12 protein-coding genes are annotated in these 16,522 nt (G+C 40.8%); 6 read left to right on the forward strand and 6 right to left on the reverse strand.

What is annotated here, in order from left to right:
• Window position 1: 1 nt before the first annotated feature.
• Together OGI71_RS09550 and OGI71_RS09555 are read right to left on the reverse strand one after the other, a co-directional pair.
• Window positions 2-1,501, reverse strand: a complete 1,500-nt coding sequence (locus OGI71_RS09550; RefSeq protein ID WP_282255186.1) for a DUF1501 domain-containing protein — start codon at window positions 1,499-1,501, stop codon at window positions 2-4.
• 185 nt (window positions 1,502-1,686) lie between these two features.
• Complete coding sequence (locus OGI71_RS09555) at window positions 1,687-4,443, reverse strand: DUF1553 domain-containing protein (RefSeq protein WP_282255187.1); 2,757 nt, start codon at window positions 4,441-4,443, stop codon at window positions 1,687-1,689.
• A gap of 548 nt (window positions 4,444-4,991) precedes the next feature.
• Between OGI71_RS09555 and OGI71_RS09560 the strand changes: the two genes are divergently transcribed.
• From OGI71_RS09560 to OGI71_RS09570, 3 genes are all read left to right on the forward strand, one after another.
• Entirely contained in the window at window positions 4,992-7,229 is a 2,238-nt protein-coding gene (locus OGI71_RS09560; protein ID WP_282255188.1) for a glycoside hydrolase N-terminal domain-containing protein, read from the forward strand.
• A gap of 24 nt (window positions 7,230-7,253) precedes the next feature.
• Window positions 7,254-8,252, forward strand: coding sequence for a metallophosphoesterase (locus tag OGI71_RS09565; RefSeq protein WP_282255189.1), 999 nt, complete (start codon window positions 7,254-7,256; stop codon window positions 8,250-8,252).
• Window positions 8,253-8,454: 202 nt separating this feature from the next.
• A complete protein-coding gene (locus OGI71_RS09570; RefSeq protein WP_282255190.1) occupies window positions 8,455-10,866 on the forward strand; it encodes a TonB-dependent receptor in 2,412 nt (803 codons plus the stop codon).
• Window positions 10,867-10,984: 118 nt separating this feature from the next.
• On the opposite strand, the gene OGI71_RS09575 is transcribed toward OGI71_RS09570, so the two are convergent.
• Window positions 10,985-11,620, reverse strand: a complete 636-nt coding sequence (locus OGI71_RS09575) for a nitroreductase family protein (protein WP_282255191.1) — start codon at window positions 11,618-11,620, stop codon at window positions 10,985-10,987.
• A gap of 259 nt (window positions 11,621-11,879) precedes the next feature.
• Window positions 11,880-12,857, reverse strand: coding sequence for a hypothetical protein (locus OGI71_RS09580; protein WP_282255192.1), 978 nt, complete (start codon window positions 12,855-12,857; stop codon window positions 11,880-11,882).
• A 304-nt stretch (window positions 12,858-13,161) separates the two neighbouring features.
• Between OGI71_RS09580 and OGI71_RS09585 the strand changes: the two genes are divergently transcribed.
• The gene (locus OGI71_RS09585; RefSeq protein ID WP_282255193.1) at window positions 13,162-14,223 is read left to right on the forward strand and encodes a histidine kinase; all 1,062 of its coding nucleotides are present in this window, start codon (window positions 13,162-13,164) and stop codon (window positions 14,221-14,223) included.
• The gene (locus OGI71_RS09590) at window positions 14,220-14,933 is read left to right on the forward strand and encodes a LytTR family DNA-binding domain-containing protein (protein ID WP_282255194.1); all 714 of its coding nucleotides are present in this window, start codon (window positions 14,220-14,222) and stop codon (window positions 14,931-14,933) included. The genes OGI71_RS09585 and OGI71_RS09590 overlap by 4 nt, the downstream gene beginning before the upstream one ends.
• 28 nt (window positions 14,934-14,961) lie before the next feature.
• Here the strand turns inward: OGI71_RS09590 and OGI71_RS09595 are convergent, their stop codons facing one another.
• Window positions 14,962-15,201 (reverse strand): hypothetical protein, encoded by a 240-nt coding sequence (locus tag OGI71_RS09595; RefSeq protein WP_282255195.1) that lies wholly within the window; start codon window positions 15,199-15,201, stop codon window positions 14,962-14,964.
• Window positions 15,202-15,428: 227 nt separating this feature from the next.
• On the opposite strand from OGI71_RS09595, the gene map reads away from it, so the two are divergent.
• Window positions 15,429-16,193 carry a type I methionyl aminopeptidase gene (gene map, locus OGI71_RS09600; RefSeq protein WP_282255196.1) on the forward strand — a complete coding sequence of 255 codons (765 nt, stop codon included), beginning with the start codon at window positions 15,429-15,431 and terminating at the stop codon, window positions 16,191-16,193.
• Between the two features lie 83 nt (window positions 16,194-16,276).
• Here map and OGI71_RS09605 read toward each other — a convergent pair whose 3' ends face one another.
• The gene (locus tag OGI71_RS09605) at window positions 16,277-16,516 is read right to left on the reverse strand and encodes a hypothetical protein (protein ID WP_259178429.1); all 240 of its coding nucleotides are present in this window, start codon (window positions 16,514-16,516) and stop codon (window positions 16,277-16,279) included.
• Between the last annotated feature and the right edge of the window lie 6 nt (window positions 16,517-16,522).

A 16,522-nucleotide genomic window follows, 5' to 3' on the forward strand; every position in this document is an offset into this window, starting at 1 on the left:
TTTAAATAATCGCTTGTATAAGTTCGCCTTCCACATCCGTCAAACGGAATGGTCGGCCCTGAAATTCATAAGTAAATTTTTCGTGGTCAAAGCCAAGGAGATGGAGCATGGTTGCGTGGACATCGTGTACGGAAGCCCTTCCTTCAACACCCGCAAAACCGATATCGTCAGTTTGTCCATAACTGATGCCATTGCGCACTCCGCCGCCCGCCATCCAAATGGTATAGGCATCGGTATGATGGTCTCTACCCAGAAATGGCATATCACTATTATCCCGGTTCTCCTGCATCGGCGTGCGTCCAAACTCGCCTCCCCAGACCACCAATGTATCTTCGAGTAGACCACGTTGCTTCAGATCCAAAATCAATGCCGTCATCGGACGATCAATCTCCCGACATTTATTTCTAAACCCAAGATCTATCGAGTCCGATGCATTGGTACCATGGCTATCCCAGCCCCAATCAAATAACTGTACAAAACGTACCCCCTGCTCAACGAGCTTGCGGGCCAATAGACAATTATTTGCAAAAGACTCCTTTCCGGGTTCGGTACCATATAACTCATGGATATAAGCTGGTTCATTATTGATATTCATCACCTCAGGTACTGCAACCTGCATTTTATAGGCCATTTCATATTGCGCAATCCGGGACAGTGTCTCTGGATCTTTAAATGTGTCATACTCTGTTTTATTCACATTATTGATCGCATCAATAAGATTTCGCTTCATGTCCCGATCCATGCCCTCGGGGTCAGCAATATACAGAACGGGATCTCCCTTTGAACGACATTGAACTCCTTGATAAACCGACGGTAGAAAGCCACTTCCCCAGACACTCTTTCCCGCATCCGGTGTTTTACCACCAGAAGTTAACACCACAAAGCCTGGTAAATTGCTGTTTTCAGAGCCTAGACCATAGGTCACCCATGAACCGATACTCGGACGTCCCAGACGGGCACTCCCGGTATGCATAAACAGCTGTGCCGGTCCATGATTAAACTGATCGGTATGAACAGCTTTCAAAAAACTAACATCATCAACTACCTTACTGAAATGTGGTAAATGATCGGATACCCAAGCGCCACTTTGACCATATTGCTTGAAGGTAGCCTGTGGTCCCAGCATTTTAGGTACCCCTCGAATAAAGGCGAACTTCTTACCTGCCAAAAGCGATTGTGGACAGGGTTGATTATGCAGTTTCTGCAATGCAGGCTTATAATCAAATAGTTCAAGCTGTGAAGGGGCTCCCGCCATATGTAGATAGATGACACTTTTGGCCTTGCCAGGGAAATGTGGCGATTTAGGGATCAATGGATTTAGGGCATTGAGATCCAGACTCCCTTTAGATTTAGATGAATCCCATCCGCCGCAACCAGCCAATAGGCCTCCAAGTGCAATTCCACCGATACCAGCAACGCAATCTTTCAGGAAATGTCTTCTTGTCACAGCCTTCAATTCAGATTGCTGTGCCTCTTCAATTAGTTTATTCAGATCTTTCATTCAAGTAAATCTTTTGTAACAGCATCATTCTATCAAGAACCTGCTATTATCTTAGTTTATCTATTATTTTAAGCTTCCGTCAATCGTACTCACTCACTCACTCACTCACTCACTCACTCACTCACTCACTCACTCACTCACTCACTCACTCACTCACTCACATCAATTATCTTTGCGTTTATTCTTTATGATTTTGTCAAAAACTCATCTAAATTCAATAAGGCATTTGCCACCAACATGTAAGCGGCTTTGGAGGACAGTTTTTTGCTATTGTCCTTTGCCAAATCACCGCCCAGGTATTTCGCGGCTGAAGCTGGTGTTTTGTTAAATTCGGCAAGCGCTTTTTGGTAGAGCAATTCGAGATCAGCAATCTTCTTGGGATCAGCCTCCCGAAGCATTGCCCTTCGATAGCCTGCACCGATACTATTTTTTGTATTTCCTTTGCCTTCCCGCTCCATGATTTCGCCCAAATGTTTTGCAGCTTCGAGATATACTGGATCATTGAGCGTCGCCAAAGCCTGCAATGGTGTATTAGTCCGTATACGATCAACCAGACAGACCTCCCTACTGGATGCATCAAAGGAAACAAAGGATGGATAAGGACTGGTACGTTTTAGGAAGGTATAGACACCGCGTCTAAACTGATCTTCACCCTCACTTTTCACCCAGGACTCACCACTATACACTGTCATCCAGACACCATCCGGTTGATAAGGCATGACACTCGGCCCATACATTTTATTGCTTAACAACCCACTGACGGCCAAAGCCTGATCGCGGATCTGCTCTGCGGAAAGTCGGAATCGTGGTCCCCTTGCGAGATAATAATTTTGGGGATCTTTTTGTACATTGTCACTATTTAATGTTGACGACTGCCTATAGGTGCCCGATAGGACGATCTCACGGACCAATTTTTTAATGCTCCATTTTTTTCCGTTCATAAGATCTAGGGCCAGATAATCCAATAATTCACGATGAATCGGTGGTGTACTCTGTGTACCCATATCGCCTAATGGTTCAACCAGTCCCCGGCCGAAGAGCTGCGCCCAGACACGGTTAACCAAAGTGCGGGCAGTCAATGGATTTTCTTTACTAACAATCCACTGTGCGAAGCCCATACGATTTCGAGGGGCTCCCTTTGGAAAATCATTCAGTGACTCCGGAACCATAGGCTGTACTTCCGCACCCAAAGACAAACGATTTCCGCGGATAAATACATTGGTTTTCCGCTGCATATCCTTCGGGTTTTCGATCATAACAGGCACTCCTTCGGGCTGTAGATTGACGAGCTGCAAAAAGGTACGTTGCAGATGCTGATTTTCCATTGGTTTCCCGAGAGGAAAATCTTCGCGAAAAGCAAACCATTCAATCATACATATTGGCTGACCAGCTGCAACTGCTGCATTTTTAAAGACCAGGTAGAGATCATGTACACCTGTAGTTGGTACGATCGGTGCTTGAATAACCTGTCTTCCCGAAGTTTTCGGTAAATCCACATTGGTTAACAGGGGACCATGAGGGTTATTGAGGTGCACCTCCATTTTCCCTCCGACCGCATCGGTCCAGAAATTCATGAAGAGTTGTTTTTTGCCATCCAATGTAATTGCTTTCAAACGAGCCGATCCGCTATTGCGCACACCAAGCCATTTTGTATCGTACAATGCACCATCCACAATCTGATCACTATAATGCGCATGAATCTTGGGTTCTAGTGTATGCAGAAATAGGTCCGCTGATTTAACCACGTTTGCATTTCCGTTGGCCGCCAGCCAATGCTTAATGCTATCGATACGTTTTTCGTCCTGTGCAGCGTAAAAACGTAACTTCGGATGATCTCCCTGTGTATCTTCATCCCTTGTATTATTGAAAAATGCCAGCGATTTATAGTATTCTTCAAATTTAAACGGGTCATAGGTATGGCTATGGCATTGTACGCATTCAAATGTTGTACTCAACCATACCTGATAACTGGTATTTAAACGGTCCAGCACGGCCGCCATCCGAAACTCCTCACTATCGGTTCCCCCCTCATCGTTATTCATCGTATTGCGGTGAAAAGCAGTTGCGATGAGCTGATCTTTGGTTGGTTGTGGCAGAAGATCTCCTGCGAGCTGCTCAACTGTAAATTCGTCGTAAGGCATATCGTTATTTAAGGCTTTGATCACCCAGTCCCGATAAGGCCAAATACTACGGGATCCGTCTTTTTCATAACCTTTGGTATCTGCATACCGTGCCATATCCAACCACCAACTGGCCCATTTTTCACCATATTTGGAGGAGGCTAATAAGCTATCAACTCTACGGGAATATGCATCGTCGCTCTCATCTTCGATAAAAGCACGGGTTTCGGCTAATGTGGGTGGTATACCGATGAGATCCAGATAAAGTCTCCTTAATAAAGTAGCTCGGTCGGCTTCATCGGCAAATGTCAGATCTTTGGACTTCAATTTATCCTGAACAAAATAGTCAATGTCATTATTTACCCCTTTGGGTTTTATTCCAAATAGTCCCGCAAACGAAAAGGTTTTGGGTACTTCAACGTCTTTAGGTAATGTGTAGGCCCAATGTTCACCCCACTTCGCACCTTGATCAATCCATTTTTTTAGGATGTCGATCTCATCATCATTCAGTTTGGGTGCATTGTAAGGCATACGTAGTTCGGGATCATCCGACAGCAATCTTTTCATAAACTCGCTATGTTCCGCATCCCCCGGAATAATCGCCGATTTGCCAGACTCAGCTTTGGCAAAAGCTTCATTTTCGAAAAGAAAACTAAGCCCTCCATTTTTCTTCACGCCACCATGACAGGTAATACAGTGTTTATTTAATATCGGTTTGACATCTGCACTAAAATCTATTGTTTCTTCTTTGCGAAATGTAAATATTGCAATGCAGGCGACAACTACGGCCAATGATGCTAACACCATTAATTTTCTATTCATAGCAATAAGGTCTATTCTATATTAGTCAGTTATTAGGTTTATTTATAATTCTTATTTCACTATTCCAGTATCAGTTAATGGGATAGCTACAAGTAAATCAACATCAGAATGGATATTTATTTATTGTTATAAAAATAAAGAAGAACAATGGGATATACTAGAACTAGATTAACAGAAATATAATCTATATTACCCTCACATAGGCTAATCTTCGTTTTTACCCCCATTCGTGCGATACGGTTCCCATCAGCACCCTATAACAATTTGGTTACGATATCGTAGTCAGCATTGCTTTTTATATTTTTAATCTGGTGCTAAACTGATATTCTTTCTATCTTATGATCTATTTATTCTGTCTTTCTAAGCGATAGCTGATAAGGCTGGCTACTGTTGACGAGTCACAGCTTGGAAGCATGCAATTTGCTATTGGATACAGCAAGTGGAAAATGAGATGCAACAAAGGTAAAATAAGCTATAAAAAAGCCTAAATAGTGTCAGCCTTTGATTGTGGTGACCACTAAATTTGTAAAACCATATCCACATAAATTATGAAATACGTCTTTCTTATATTACTATTTTTCGCAGCGCGTCTGGTTATCGCCCAACCGTCCCCTGCTTATAATCTCCATTTCAAAGATCTTGCAACACGATGGGATGAAGCCATCCCTTTGGGTAATGGTCAGCTGGGTGCATTGATCTGGAAAAAGGAAAATGCCATCCGGCTATCCTTGGACCGTGCTGATCTTTGGGATGAACGAAAAGCTTTTGAGATAGAAAAACATGATTTTAAATGGGTACAGCAGCAATTGAAAAACAACAGCTATCAGGCGGCCCAACAATGGGGCGATTCACCCTATGACCGTTCTCCCTATCCTACCAAACTTCCTGCGGCGGCGATGACCTTAAACTTAGCTAAATTCGGAAAGGTCGTATCCAATGTACTAGATATACAAACTGCTGTACATACACTGAAATTCGACGACGGAAAAATACTTACCTCTTTTGTCCATGCGACCAGTCCAATGGGCTATTTTGAAATCACAGCGAAGAACATTAGCGACCTTGGTCCAGAGCTTATTCCACATGAATATGAAACCAAGACCAATACGGATGAGCAAAAAAGTGTTGTCGATGGTCAAAGTTTAGCCAGGTTGGGCTATAAACAGGGAAATATTGTTAAAATGGGGAATGCGCAGCTATTACATCAGGAAACTTATGATCATCACTTTTTTGAGGTCATGTTATGTTGGGAAAAAGTCTCATCGACCAAATTGATCGGCTATTGGACAATCAGTAATGATGAAAAGGTCAAGAAACAACCGCTATCACTCGAACAATTTGAAAAAGCAAAGCGAAGCCATCTCGCATGGTGGACAAGCTATTGGTCTAAATCTAACATTTCCATCCCTGAAAAAGATCTCGAAAAACAATACTATCTGGAGCTTTATAAATTAGGGGCCACAGCACGCCAAGGAGCTCCGGCAATAACCTTGCAGGCTGTTTGGACAGCAGATAATGGTGGACTACCACCTTGGAAAGGCGACTTCCACAATGATCTCAATACCCAACTGAGTTATTGGCCGGCTTATACCGCCAACCGAATGAATGAAGCACAAAGTTATACGGATTGGTTATGGAAAATCAGACCGAAAAACCTTGCTTACACTCGACAGTATTTTGGTGTTGACGGATTGAATATCCCGGGTGTGCTGACCTTGAACGGCTACCCTATGGGAGGTTGGATCCAATACTCCCTTTCGCCTACGGTCAGTGCCTGGACCGCCCAACATTTTTATTGGCAATGGAAATACAGTATGGATCCCAATTTCTTAAAAAAACAGGCCTATCCTTATATTATAGAAGCAGCGACCTATCTAAAAAATATTACCTATCTCAAAGATGGGAGACGCTATCTACCCCTGAGCAGTAGTCCAGAATATAATGATAACGGCACTGCCGCCTGGTTTAATAGTTGGACCAATTTTGATCTCAGCCTGGCACATTATTTATTCGCTATAGCAGCCGAGGTCAGTACAGCTAACGGCAAAACTGAAGCAGCAAAAGAATGGACACGATATGGCGCCGAATTGCCCAATTTTGCCACAGATGAAACTGGTCTCCGCGTTGCAGAGGATCTGAGCATGAAGCATTCACATCGGCATATGTCACCATATATGGCTATTTATCCCTTAGGAATACTTGACATCAATAATACGCAAGACAAATCGTTGATTGAAAAATCGCTGTCACATTTAGAGCAATTGGGCACCAGAGCCTGGGTAGGATATTCGTTCTCATGGATGGCCTGTCTCCATGCGCGGGCGAAACAAAGCAAACAAGCTGTCAGCAACCTACAGAAGTTTGCCCATAACTTTTGTTCCATCAATTCATTTCACCTCAACGGCGACCAAAACGGTGGTCAATATTCTGATTTTACTTATCGCCCTTTTACATTGGAGGGAAATTTTGCCTTTGCACAGGGGGTTCATGAATTGTTAATTCAGAGCAAAAATGATTATATCGAAGTTTTTCCGGCCACTCCTGAGGAATGGAAAGATATATCTTTTAAAAACCTGAGAACAACGGGCGGATTTATTGTCAGCGCTAACAAGAACAACAACAAGATCACCTTATTAAAAATAACCGCTAGCCAAGATGGTATCTTCCGCATTTTTGAAAATACAGACCTTCAGGATATTTCAACTAAAAAGCGGCTTTCAAAAGATAAGAATTTGCAATATATTAAACTGAAAAAAGGTCAAACAGTTCATCTAAGTAGCATCTAATAAAATCCGTATTATCAATTCGTTATGATCAACCGAAAAAAATTCATCCAGTTAGGAGGTCTAGGCATAGGTGGTCTCTTGGTCAACAAGAGCCTTGCCAGTGCGTCTATAACCTCGACAAAAAGCACTGTACTCAAAACTGACAAAGTTAAATTTGGCGTTATCGCAGATCTCCATCATGATCTCATGCACGACGGTGCCCGTCGGGCTAAACTCTTTATTGACGCGATGAAGCGTGAAAATCCCGACTTTATTATTTCCTTAGGTGATTTTTGTTTCCCAAAAGCCGAAAATAAAGAATTAATGGATATCTGGAGTGGTTTTACAGGAGAAAGGCACTTTGTCATCGGCAATCATGATACTGATGGCGGATTCACAAAAAAACAGGTAACCGATTTCTGGAATAGCCCTGCTCCATACTATTCGTTTGACAAACAGGGATTTCATTTTGTTATCCTAGATGGTAATGAAAAAAGCCAAACCAAGAAAATTGAAGGTTACCCCCGCAGTATCAGTCAGCAGCAATTGGAATGGTTAAAAAAAGATATCGGAAGTACCAAAAACCGGGTGATCATCTTTTGCCATCAAGGGTTGGACAATGACGATGGTGGATTGGAAAATGGAATGGCCGTAAGGTACCTGTTAGAGCAGCTGAATATCGAAGCCGGATTCAATAAGATTTTACTTGTCCTGACTGGCCACCACCATCTCAACTATCATAATGAGATCAATGGAATTCACTATGTACAAATCAATAGCGCCTCCTATTACTGGGCCGGTGATACATTTGAAAGCAAAGCATTTGATGGGGAGTTCTACAAAAAGCATAACATTCTAAGACGGACATTGGTCTATCAAGATCCTATCTGGGCAACTGTTAGCATAGATCATAAAAAAAATATCCATATCCAAGGAGCTGAAACCACAATGGCCGGAATCCCCTTGTCTCAGGTAGGTATAGATATCCACAAAGATGTATATCCCATCAGTTCAAAGATCGATGACAGGCACCTGCGGTACTAACCGCAATCTATCGCTAGTGTGGTAATGTAATGGTCAAAAAGAGTGCTTACCATCTTTTTGGCCATTCTTATTATAACCCCGCAAACCGCATATTCGCTGGATAATACAACTTAAAAAATGAATAAATAAAGTTTTGAAAAATATAATAGGAGTAATACCTTTGTGTTGTTTATAATTAATCTAATTAAGAATGCAAACCAGCATGAATAAAATTATCATCTACCTCCTGTTGTTCATTCCGGGCACCCTCCTAGCCCAAGGACAGCACAAAGCCGAAGTTTACGGCAAAATTTTCTCTTCAGATGGCAAACCCATCCCGGGAATAACAGTGAAATTGCTTCCTCAGGACATCACAGTATCCTCCCGAACCAATGGCTCTTATCAATTTAAATCTTTAAAACCCGGACCTGCACGGCTTGAAATATCGGCTGTAGGCCTACAATCTTTAGTTCGAGAAATTCAGATTGCAGACGACAAAAATAGGATTTCAGATATTTACCTCAACGAGAACCAATCTACCCTACAGGAGATTGTCATTAATGGGAATGGAGCTAATAAATACACAAAAAAACAGAGCCTCTATGTATCGAAAATGCCACTTAACAATCTCGAAAACTCCCAGTCCTATACCGTCATTACTAAAGAATTATTAAAAAGCCAGCTTAATACCAATTACGATGATGCTTTGGCAAATGTTTCAGGTATAGACAAATTATGGGCTTCAACAGGCAGACCCGGTGATGGAGTCACCTATTATACACTACGGGGCTTTAGCACACAGGTCGCAATGGTCGATGGTGTAGTTGGCATCGCCAGTACCAGCCCCGACCCAGCCAATCTCGAGTCTATCGAAGTTATCAAAGGGCCATCAGGTTCGCTTTATGGCGGTGCAGCTGTTGGCTTTGGTGGACTCATCAATAATATTACCAAGAAGCCTCTGGATACTGTCGGCGGCCGTGTCAATTATCTATTCGGCAGCTATGCACAGCATCGTGTCACAGCGGATGTATATGGACCGCTGACAACGGACAAAAAACTTTTAGGTCGTGTGAATACAGCTTTCTCAAATGTTGGTAATTATCAGGATGCTGGTTTTAACAGATCCTTTTTTATCGCACCGTCGTTACTTTACCGACCAAATGAAAAACTGGACATTCAATTATATGTCGATCTTTTTCAAAGTAAGGCGACCAATCCTTTAATGGTATTTCTCAATCGTTCTCGCCAGCTTTTTGCCAGAACACCTGATGAACTACAATTTGATTTCAATAAATCGTATACCAACGACGATGTGACCTTTAAAAATCCAACCACGAATGTACGAGGCAATGTGACCTACCGCTTCAACGAACAGTGGACATCGAATACCACAGTAAACTATAATCGACGCAAGTCAGATGGCTATTTTCAATATATCATGTACCTTCAGGAAAAAAATGATACATTGATCGACCGCTATGTTGCTGATCAGAATTATACTGCCAATAACTTCAATGCACAGCAAAATTTTGTGGGAGACTTTCATATTGGTGAACTTCGAAACAGATTGCTTGTCGGCGTTGACTATCTTTACCAACAAGCTGAAAGTCATAATTCACCTTATATTTTATTTGATCAGCTCAACACCTCAATTGATGATCCCAGATATACCAGATTCAATGCCGCAAATATTGAAGCTGCCATAGCAGCTTCAACTGGGGTCAAGACAAACACAAGAAGCCGCAATCAGGTTTTGGGCGCCTATGTCTCCGATATATTGGATCTTACACCGCAGTTACATCTGAATGTTGCTTTACGCGTGGATTACTTTGACAATAAGGGAACTTATAATTTTGATAAAGACACCACGATGGGGGCTTATAATCAAACTGCTTTTTCTCCTCGTGCGGGTTTAGTGTATGAATTTGTCAAAGATAAAGTGTCATTTTTTGCCAATTATCAAAATGGATTTAAGAATGTAGCCCCAATCCCGCCACCACATCCAAGTGTATCGGGAGACTTTAAACCGCAACAGGCCTCACAATGGGAAACCGGGGTTAAATTTAACCTACTCAACAATAAACTTGGTCTAACGGCAAGTTACTACGACATCACTGTTGATAATATGCTGCGTACTGAATCAAGGGTTATTGATGGACAGACCTACAATATTACTGTTCAAGATGGAACCCGTCTGAGCCGCGGTATAGATTTTGATTTAACAGCCGCCCCTATCCAAGGTTTGAATGTTATATTCAGTTATAGCTTTAACGACAGCAAAACAACAAAAGCGGCTGCAAGTGTGAATAATTTGCGACCAACAGAAGCTGGACCAAAACATCTTTCGAATTTATGGGCCAACTATATTGTACAAAAAGGAACATTAAAGGGTTTCGGTATCGGAGCAGGACTCAATTACGCAAGTGAGAATCTAATTACAAACAGTGTACCTACTGGCATTTTTACTTTACCCTCCTATATGCTATTCAATGCAAGCCTTTCCTACGGTTATAAGCAATTTGAATTTGCTGTAAAGGGGAATAACCTGACCAATCAAACCTATTTCAAAGGTTGGACCACTGTAAATCCTCAAATGCCGAGAAATATTCTAGGTAGTGTAGCCTATCAATTTTAATGAAAGGAACAAGAGCTAAAGACACAGAAAAGGGGCGATATATCGTCCCTTTTCTGTGTCTTTAGCTCTTATTGCATTCCAACTTACTTCTACACAGTATGATTTATAACCACGACTGTTATGGTAGTTGAATCAAAAACTCGTCTTTCGGCAATCTAAATTTTTTCAATTTCAATAACCAATCCTCCTCACCCAGGCGATAACCTAATGGTAGCAAAACAACACTTTTTAAGCCTTTTTTATCCAAGCCCAGTAATTTATCCAATTCGACGTTAGAAAATCCTTCCATCGGTGTAGCGTCTACTTTCAATTCTGCGGCTTGAGCAATAGCCATTCCAAAAGAAATATAAGCTTGTTTAGCTGCATGTGCAGCCTGCTGTTCTTCAGTAAGTGCAGCGAACATCTCTTTCAACCTATTTTTATATTCGTCGGTTGTATCCAACGGGAGGCCTCTATGGTTGTTCATATGATCAAAAGTCGCATCAATGCGTTCGTCTGTGTATTTATCCCATGCCGCAAAAATCAGGAGATGTGAGCTTTCTGCAATTATTTGCTGCCCCCAAGCAACAGGTACAATCTGCTCTTTCAACTGTTGATCCGTGATCAGCACAACACGAAACGGTTGCAAACCAGAGGAACTCGGTGCCATACGCGCTGCTTCGATAATTTTGTCTACGTCATTCTGATCAACTTTCTTTGTTGAATCGTATTTTTTGGTTGCATAACGCCATTCAAGTGTTTCTAATAATGCCATTTTCTTTTGTTTATTTACTGTCTATTTTATTTTTCAACGTCCTAATATTAGGTTGTTATCTATTATAAATTTGATAAAAAAAATTAGATCTGGAAATAGTGTTCGAACGATTGTCCATATTTTTAAATTTTTATTTATATCATAAATATAGTAAATATTTAGATGTTCAAACATTTAAAAGAATTTAATGACAAAATTGTGTTTGGATTCTAGTAAAGTTGATCTTTCACACATTTCTGATGATTAGTGGCTCATTATACTAACGCCTTTTTTTCGCAAAAGGATTAAAAGAAAGTCCGACGTTCACATAAAAAGATGGATCTGCAGAAGCTTCCCAAACATAATTATTTTGACGTTCACTTTTTTCAAATACTCTTGACCTTGGAATGGTCTTCATACCTGATTTGACTGTTGCAATAAATGATCTTCCCAAATTATGTTCGTAGGTCAATCCTGAATTAATCTCCATCTGATTAAGGGTATAAACCTTATCTGACCCCAAAAAGTCATAGAGATAAAATATCGTAGTATTGAGGTCCGTGCCCAGTGAAAGTCGACCATTCCGCAACATCGTTTTACGTACAAAAGCGCCTTTTGGTAATAACACATCTACCATCCAACCATCAGCATACTGTTGCTTATAGGTAAAGGTGGGAATAACAGGAACAATAGCCCCCGGATCCACAAAACCCAACAATCCGATTGTCACTTGTACATCCTTCGACGCCTTTAATACTAAAGTTCCAGTCAACATGCCCCGCACCCGTTCAATCCCCTTTTCACTTCCATCCGTCATGATACTGGCCGAATAAATAGCCATTTTACCAAATAACTTTGAGAAGTAAGAGAAATTAAGCGATTCATAATGGTAATGGAAATCCTTTGAACGCATTTTTAAAGGTTGTGCGCTTAAATCCGATTCTTGTAGATTCAATGTGGTATACTGATATCCAAGGCTAGTCCCCAAAGCCCAGTTACGCCGGTTTAAAAAATTGACATTTAAACTCCCCCCAGCCTGATGGAATGATTCCACCCTACCTTGGGTGCTGGCAGCCCCCTTAGCGTTAGCTGAATATTTGTAGCCGCTATTGTATTCATAACTTAGATTCAGTACTCTCGCTGCGGGAAATTTGTCAGCAACAATGGCCTGTACTTTTTGGGGAATACTGTCTTTTGTCTGTGCGGAAGCACTGCATATCAGGGCAAAGCTCCCAAACAACACGAAACTCTTTTTCATTTGGATATTTGTTTTTGTCTATCTATTCTTTTTCAATTAAATACTCCGCGAAAACTGCTCTTTTGGAAATCCGAGCTGAGCTTTAGCTTGTTACAAGAATAGATCAATTGGGTACGCCCATTTATTTTTTTATACAAAAGGGTCAATATTTTATACAAAAACAAGCGCTGTTAAAACGGTTCCTCCCCAGCCTAATTACTGAATTTACTTTAGTATAAAAAAAAGCGGTCTTCGTATAAAAGAAAGCCATTTTGAAACAAAAAAAATTACTTTTGCTGAATTAGGGTCAGTAATCCAGATCAATATGCAAGACTGCAACAATCGTATTATTTTACGCTACTTAACGGAAAAGAAGTTCAGGCATTTACGACATGGCCTGTTTTTGGTTGGCCTGCTTATTCTTTTTGCCAATGCCAATACAAATAACCAATTTCTGGGTAACTATAAAACCTACTTCTCTTTGGCACTCTGGACGGTTTTCGTGGCCATGTTTTATATCAATATGTATGTGTTGATCCCGCAGTATTTTTTCAAGGGAAAATATGAAATCTATACCATCTTGCTTATTCTGCTGGTGACAGCGAGCCTACTCGTGGTCATGCAAATTGCGATATATATTTTTAGTATCCATATCCCGACGATCGAAAGACAACGAACCAATACAATGGGTTTTGTCAGCGGTTTATTTATCTGTATTCCCATTATCTTGACCACCACCACTTTTAAGCTCTTTAAGCGTTGGATCGAGGATAATAAACGTATTTCAGATCTAAAAAACCTGGCGTTGACAACGGAGTTAAATGCGTTAAAGAATCAGATTCAGCCACATTTTTTGTTTAATATGCTCAACAATGTGAAGGCATTAATTCGGAAAGACCCCAGTATGGCCACCGAGGTTATTATCAAACTTTCCGATTTTTTGCGCTATCAGCTCTATGAAAACGATACAGATAAAACGCTTTTAAAATCCGAAATAAACTTTATTTTCAATTTTCTAAAACTTGAGGAAATACGTCGGGATAACTTGAGAACGTCATTGTCCTGCACGGCGGAATTAGAAAGGCAAAGTATTTTCCTGCCGCCACATCTTTTTACTGCCTTTATCGAGAACGCGATCAAACATAGCGTGAACTTACGTGACGAGCATACGTTTATTGCCATTCATTTTACGCAGACAGATGAACAACTTTGTTTCGAATGTGAAAATTCGATCGATCCAGATCTTTCGAATACCCGTTCTAAGTATGGTGGACTGGGATTAGTCAATGCCAAACGACGGCTGGATTTGCTGTATGGTGATAATTACGAACTTACAATATCAAAAAATGACCTGCTGTATCAGGTAAAATTAAAAATTCCATTATGAATTGTATCATTGTAGATGATGAACCCTTAGCAAGGGAAGAAATGAGAAATCTGGTCGAAGAAATTTCAGCTATAGAAATTATGGGTGAGTTTTCCAATGCCCTATCTGCTATGGAATATCTTGCGACCACATCTGTTGATCTCATTTTTCTCGATATCGAGATGCCTACTGTCAATGGATTGGATTTTGCACAATCCTTACCTAAGGATGTGCTGGTGATACTGACGACAGCCTATACACAATATGCCTTGAGGGGTTTTGAACTGGATGCACTCGACTACCTCCTTAAACCTATCAAAAAAGATCGCTTGGCCAAGGCAATCGATAAAGCGCTGACCTATAAAAATCTGCTCAATTTAAAGGAAAATCAAAGCACCTTTGAAGATGCGAATGAAGATGCTGTATTTATCAAATCGGATCGAAAATACTACAAGATCTTATTTGGCGATATTCGATTTATTGAGGCACTCAAAGATTATGTTGTTATTTATACGCGCACTAATAAACTTATTACGGCAATGAATCTAAAAACAATGCATCAAAAACTACCAGCCCATATATTTGTTCGGGTTAGCAAATCCTATTTGATCAATTTGTCTTTTATTGATTCTTTTGACAACCATACGATATACATTGACAAGTTCGAGATCCCGATTGGCGAGATTTATCGCGAGCCGTTTTTTAAGCAATATACAGGCGGGCTATTGTAAGATCGTCTGTACTGTGCTTTGAATAGCATTAGGCCAATACAAAGCGATCTAGAAAATCTACTTTTATACCATGCTTATGCAGCAAAGCTGTCAGTAGATCAACGGAACATTCTTCTGTTTCTACCCGAAATATAGCGTCTTCGTCATCCAGATCCAAGGTCGCCGACTGTATCTGTGGCAGGTGGAGCTTTAACAACTGCATCAGGAACGTCTTCTTCTCTTTTGTTCGCACAGAGCTTTTAAAAATTAATATCTGCTTTGCTTTCATTTTGTAAATTTAAAATTGTATCCACCTTCTTCTCGGTTTATATTTATCCGGGATTTTCACAAATCTATTATTTCAGGCTTTCACTGGCTGGGATTTTATACGAAAGCAGGCGTTTATTATACCAAAGGTCTGAGCCAGATCGCCCCCCTACTTTTCTTTATCTGATTATCTATTTTTTTTAAGACCTTTGTATATCTTTAATTGAACAAGCAAATACAAAAAGCAGGATGTCTATTACCAACGAGAACGAATTGACCGGAATGCAAAAAGCGAGTGCGGCAGTTGCCCAGACGCTTAAAGCGATGTGCGACTATGCTAAGGTGGGCATGTCAACCAAAGAATTGGATGAGTACGGGGCGAAGATATTAGAACAATTTGGTGCAAAGTCAGCACCAGCGCTGACCTATAACTTTCCGGGTTGGACATGTATCAGTGTAGACAACGAGTTTTGCCACGGCGTTCCGTCTGCGGATCGCTTATTACAGGAAGGAGAACTTATCAATATCGATGTATCAGCGGAACTAGATGGTTTTTGGGCTGATAATGGGGCTTCTTTTGTGGTTGGTGAGGATATTCATCATCATCAAAAATTGGTGGACGCTTCAAAGGAAATACTTCAAAAAACGATAAAAAATATACGTGGTGGTGTTAAAATTGCGGACATTGGCCAACTGATGGAAACGGAAGCAAAAAAGAGAGGCTATAAAGTGATCAAGAATCTCGGTGGTCATGGTATCGGACGCAGTTTACACGAAGATCCAGATGAGCTGCTCAATTATAGGAACAAATTTGATCAAAGGCGGTTTAGAAAAAATTCAATTGTTGCGATCGAAACATTTATCTCGACAACATCTACCTATGCAACGGAATTAAATGATGGCTGGACGATGGTCGGTGACAAAGGTGGATACATGGCGCAACATGAACATACAATCATGATTACCGATGGTGACCCAATTATTTTAACGGCAGAAAATGGTATTTTCTGTTAGGAAATTATACCCGAAGAGCTATTGTCTTTTACTGTCTCAGACGATACCTCTTCGGGATAAATTACCTTTATAGGGAACTCTTTTTACACTGGTCTCTCCATAAAATCTAAAAGACTTATCTTCAACTGTTTTTGCTCCATCAAACGAAGAATCAATTCATCCACCTTTTTTGTCGATTTGACCACCATGGTAAATAACTTATCATCGAGATCAAAGGAGATGGATATCACTGTCGGAACGAGCAAAAAAATATATGTTTCCAGTTCTTTCCTGCGTAGTAGCACTCCTCTTCCTACTGCAAATAATTGTATATAACGCATCATAATTAT

The organism is Sphingobacterium sp. ML3W (assembly GCF_029542085.1).
GTDB lineage: Bacteria > Bacteroidota > Bacteroidia > Sphingobacteriales > Sphingobacteriaceae > Sphingobacterium.

Coding starts and splice junctions, on each gene's coding strand:
- OGI71_RS09550 (WP_282255186.1), bottom strand. CDS start 1,501: ATGAAAGATCTGAATAAACTAATTGAAGAGGCACAGCAATCTGAATTG.
- OGI71_RS09555 (WP_282255187.1), bottom strand. CDS start 4,443: ATGAATAGAAAATTAATGGTGTTAGCATCATTGGCCGTAGTTGTCGCC.
- OGI71_RS09560 (WP_282255188.1), top strand. CDS start 4,992: ATGAAATACGTCTTTCTTATATTACTATTTTTCGCAGCGCGTCTGGTT.
- OGI71_RS09565 (WP_282255189.1), top strand. CDS start 7,254: ATGATCAACCGAAAAAAATTCATCCAGTTAGGAGGTCTAGGCATAGGT.
- OGI71_RS09570 (WP_282255190.1), top strand. CDS start 8,455: ATGAATAAAATTATCATCTACCTCCTGTTGTTCATTCCGGGCACCCTC.
- OGI71_RS09575 (WP_282255191.1), bottom strand. CDS start 11,620: ATGGCATTATTAGAAACACTTGAATGGCGTTATGCAACCAAAAAATAC.
- OGI71_RS09580 (WP_282255192.1), bottom strand. CDS start 12,857: ATGAAAAAGAGTTTCGTGTTGTTTGGGAGCTTTGCCCTGATATGCAGT.
- OGI71_RS09585 (WP_282255193.1), top strand. CDS start 13,162: ATGCAAGACTGCAACAATCGTATTATTTTACGCTACTTAACGGAAAAG.
- OGI71_RS09590 (WP_282255194.1), top strand. CDS start 14,220: ATGAATTGTATCATTGTAGATGATGAACCCTTAGCAAGGGAAGAAATG.
- OGI71_RS09595 (WP_282255195.1), bottom strand. CDS start 15,201: ATGAAAGCAAAGCAGATATTAATTTTTAAAAGCTCTGTGCGAACAAAA.
- map (WP_282255196.1), top strand. CDS start 15,429: ATGTCTATTACCAACGAGAACGAATTGACCGGAATGCAAAAAGCGAGT.
- OGI71_RS09605 (WP_259178429.1), bottom strand. CDS start 16,516: ATGATGCGTTATATACAATTATTTGCAGTAGGAAGAGGAGTGCTACTA.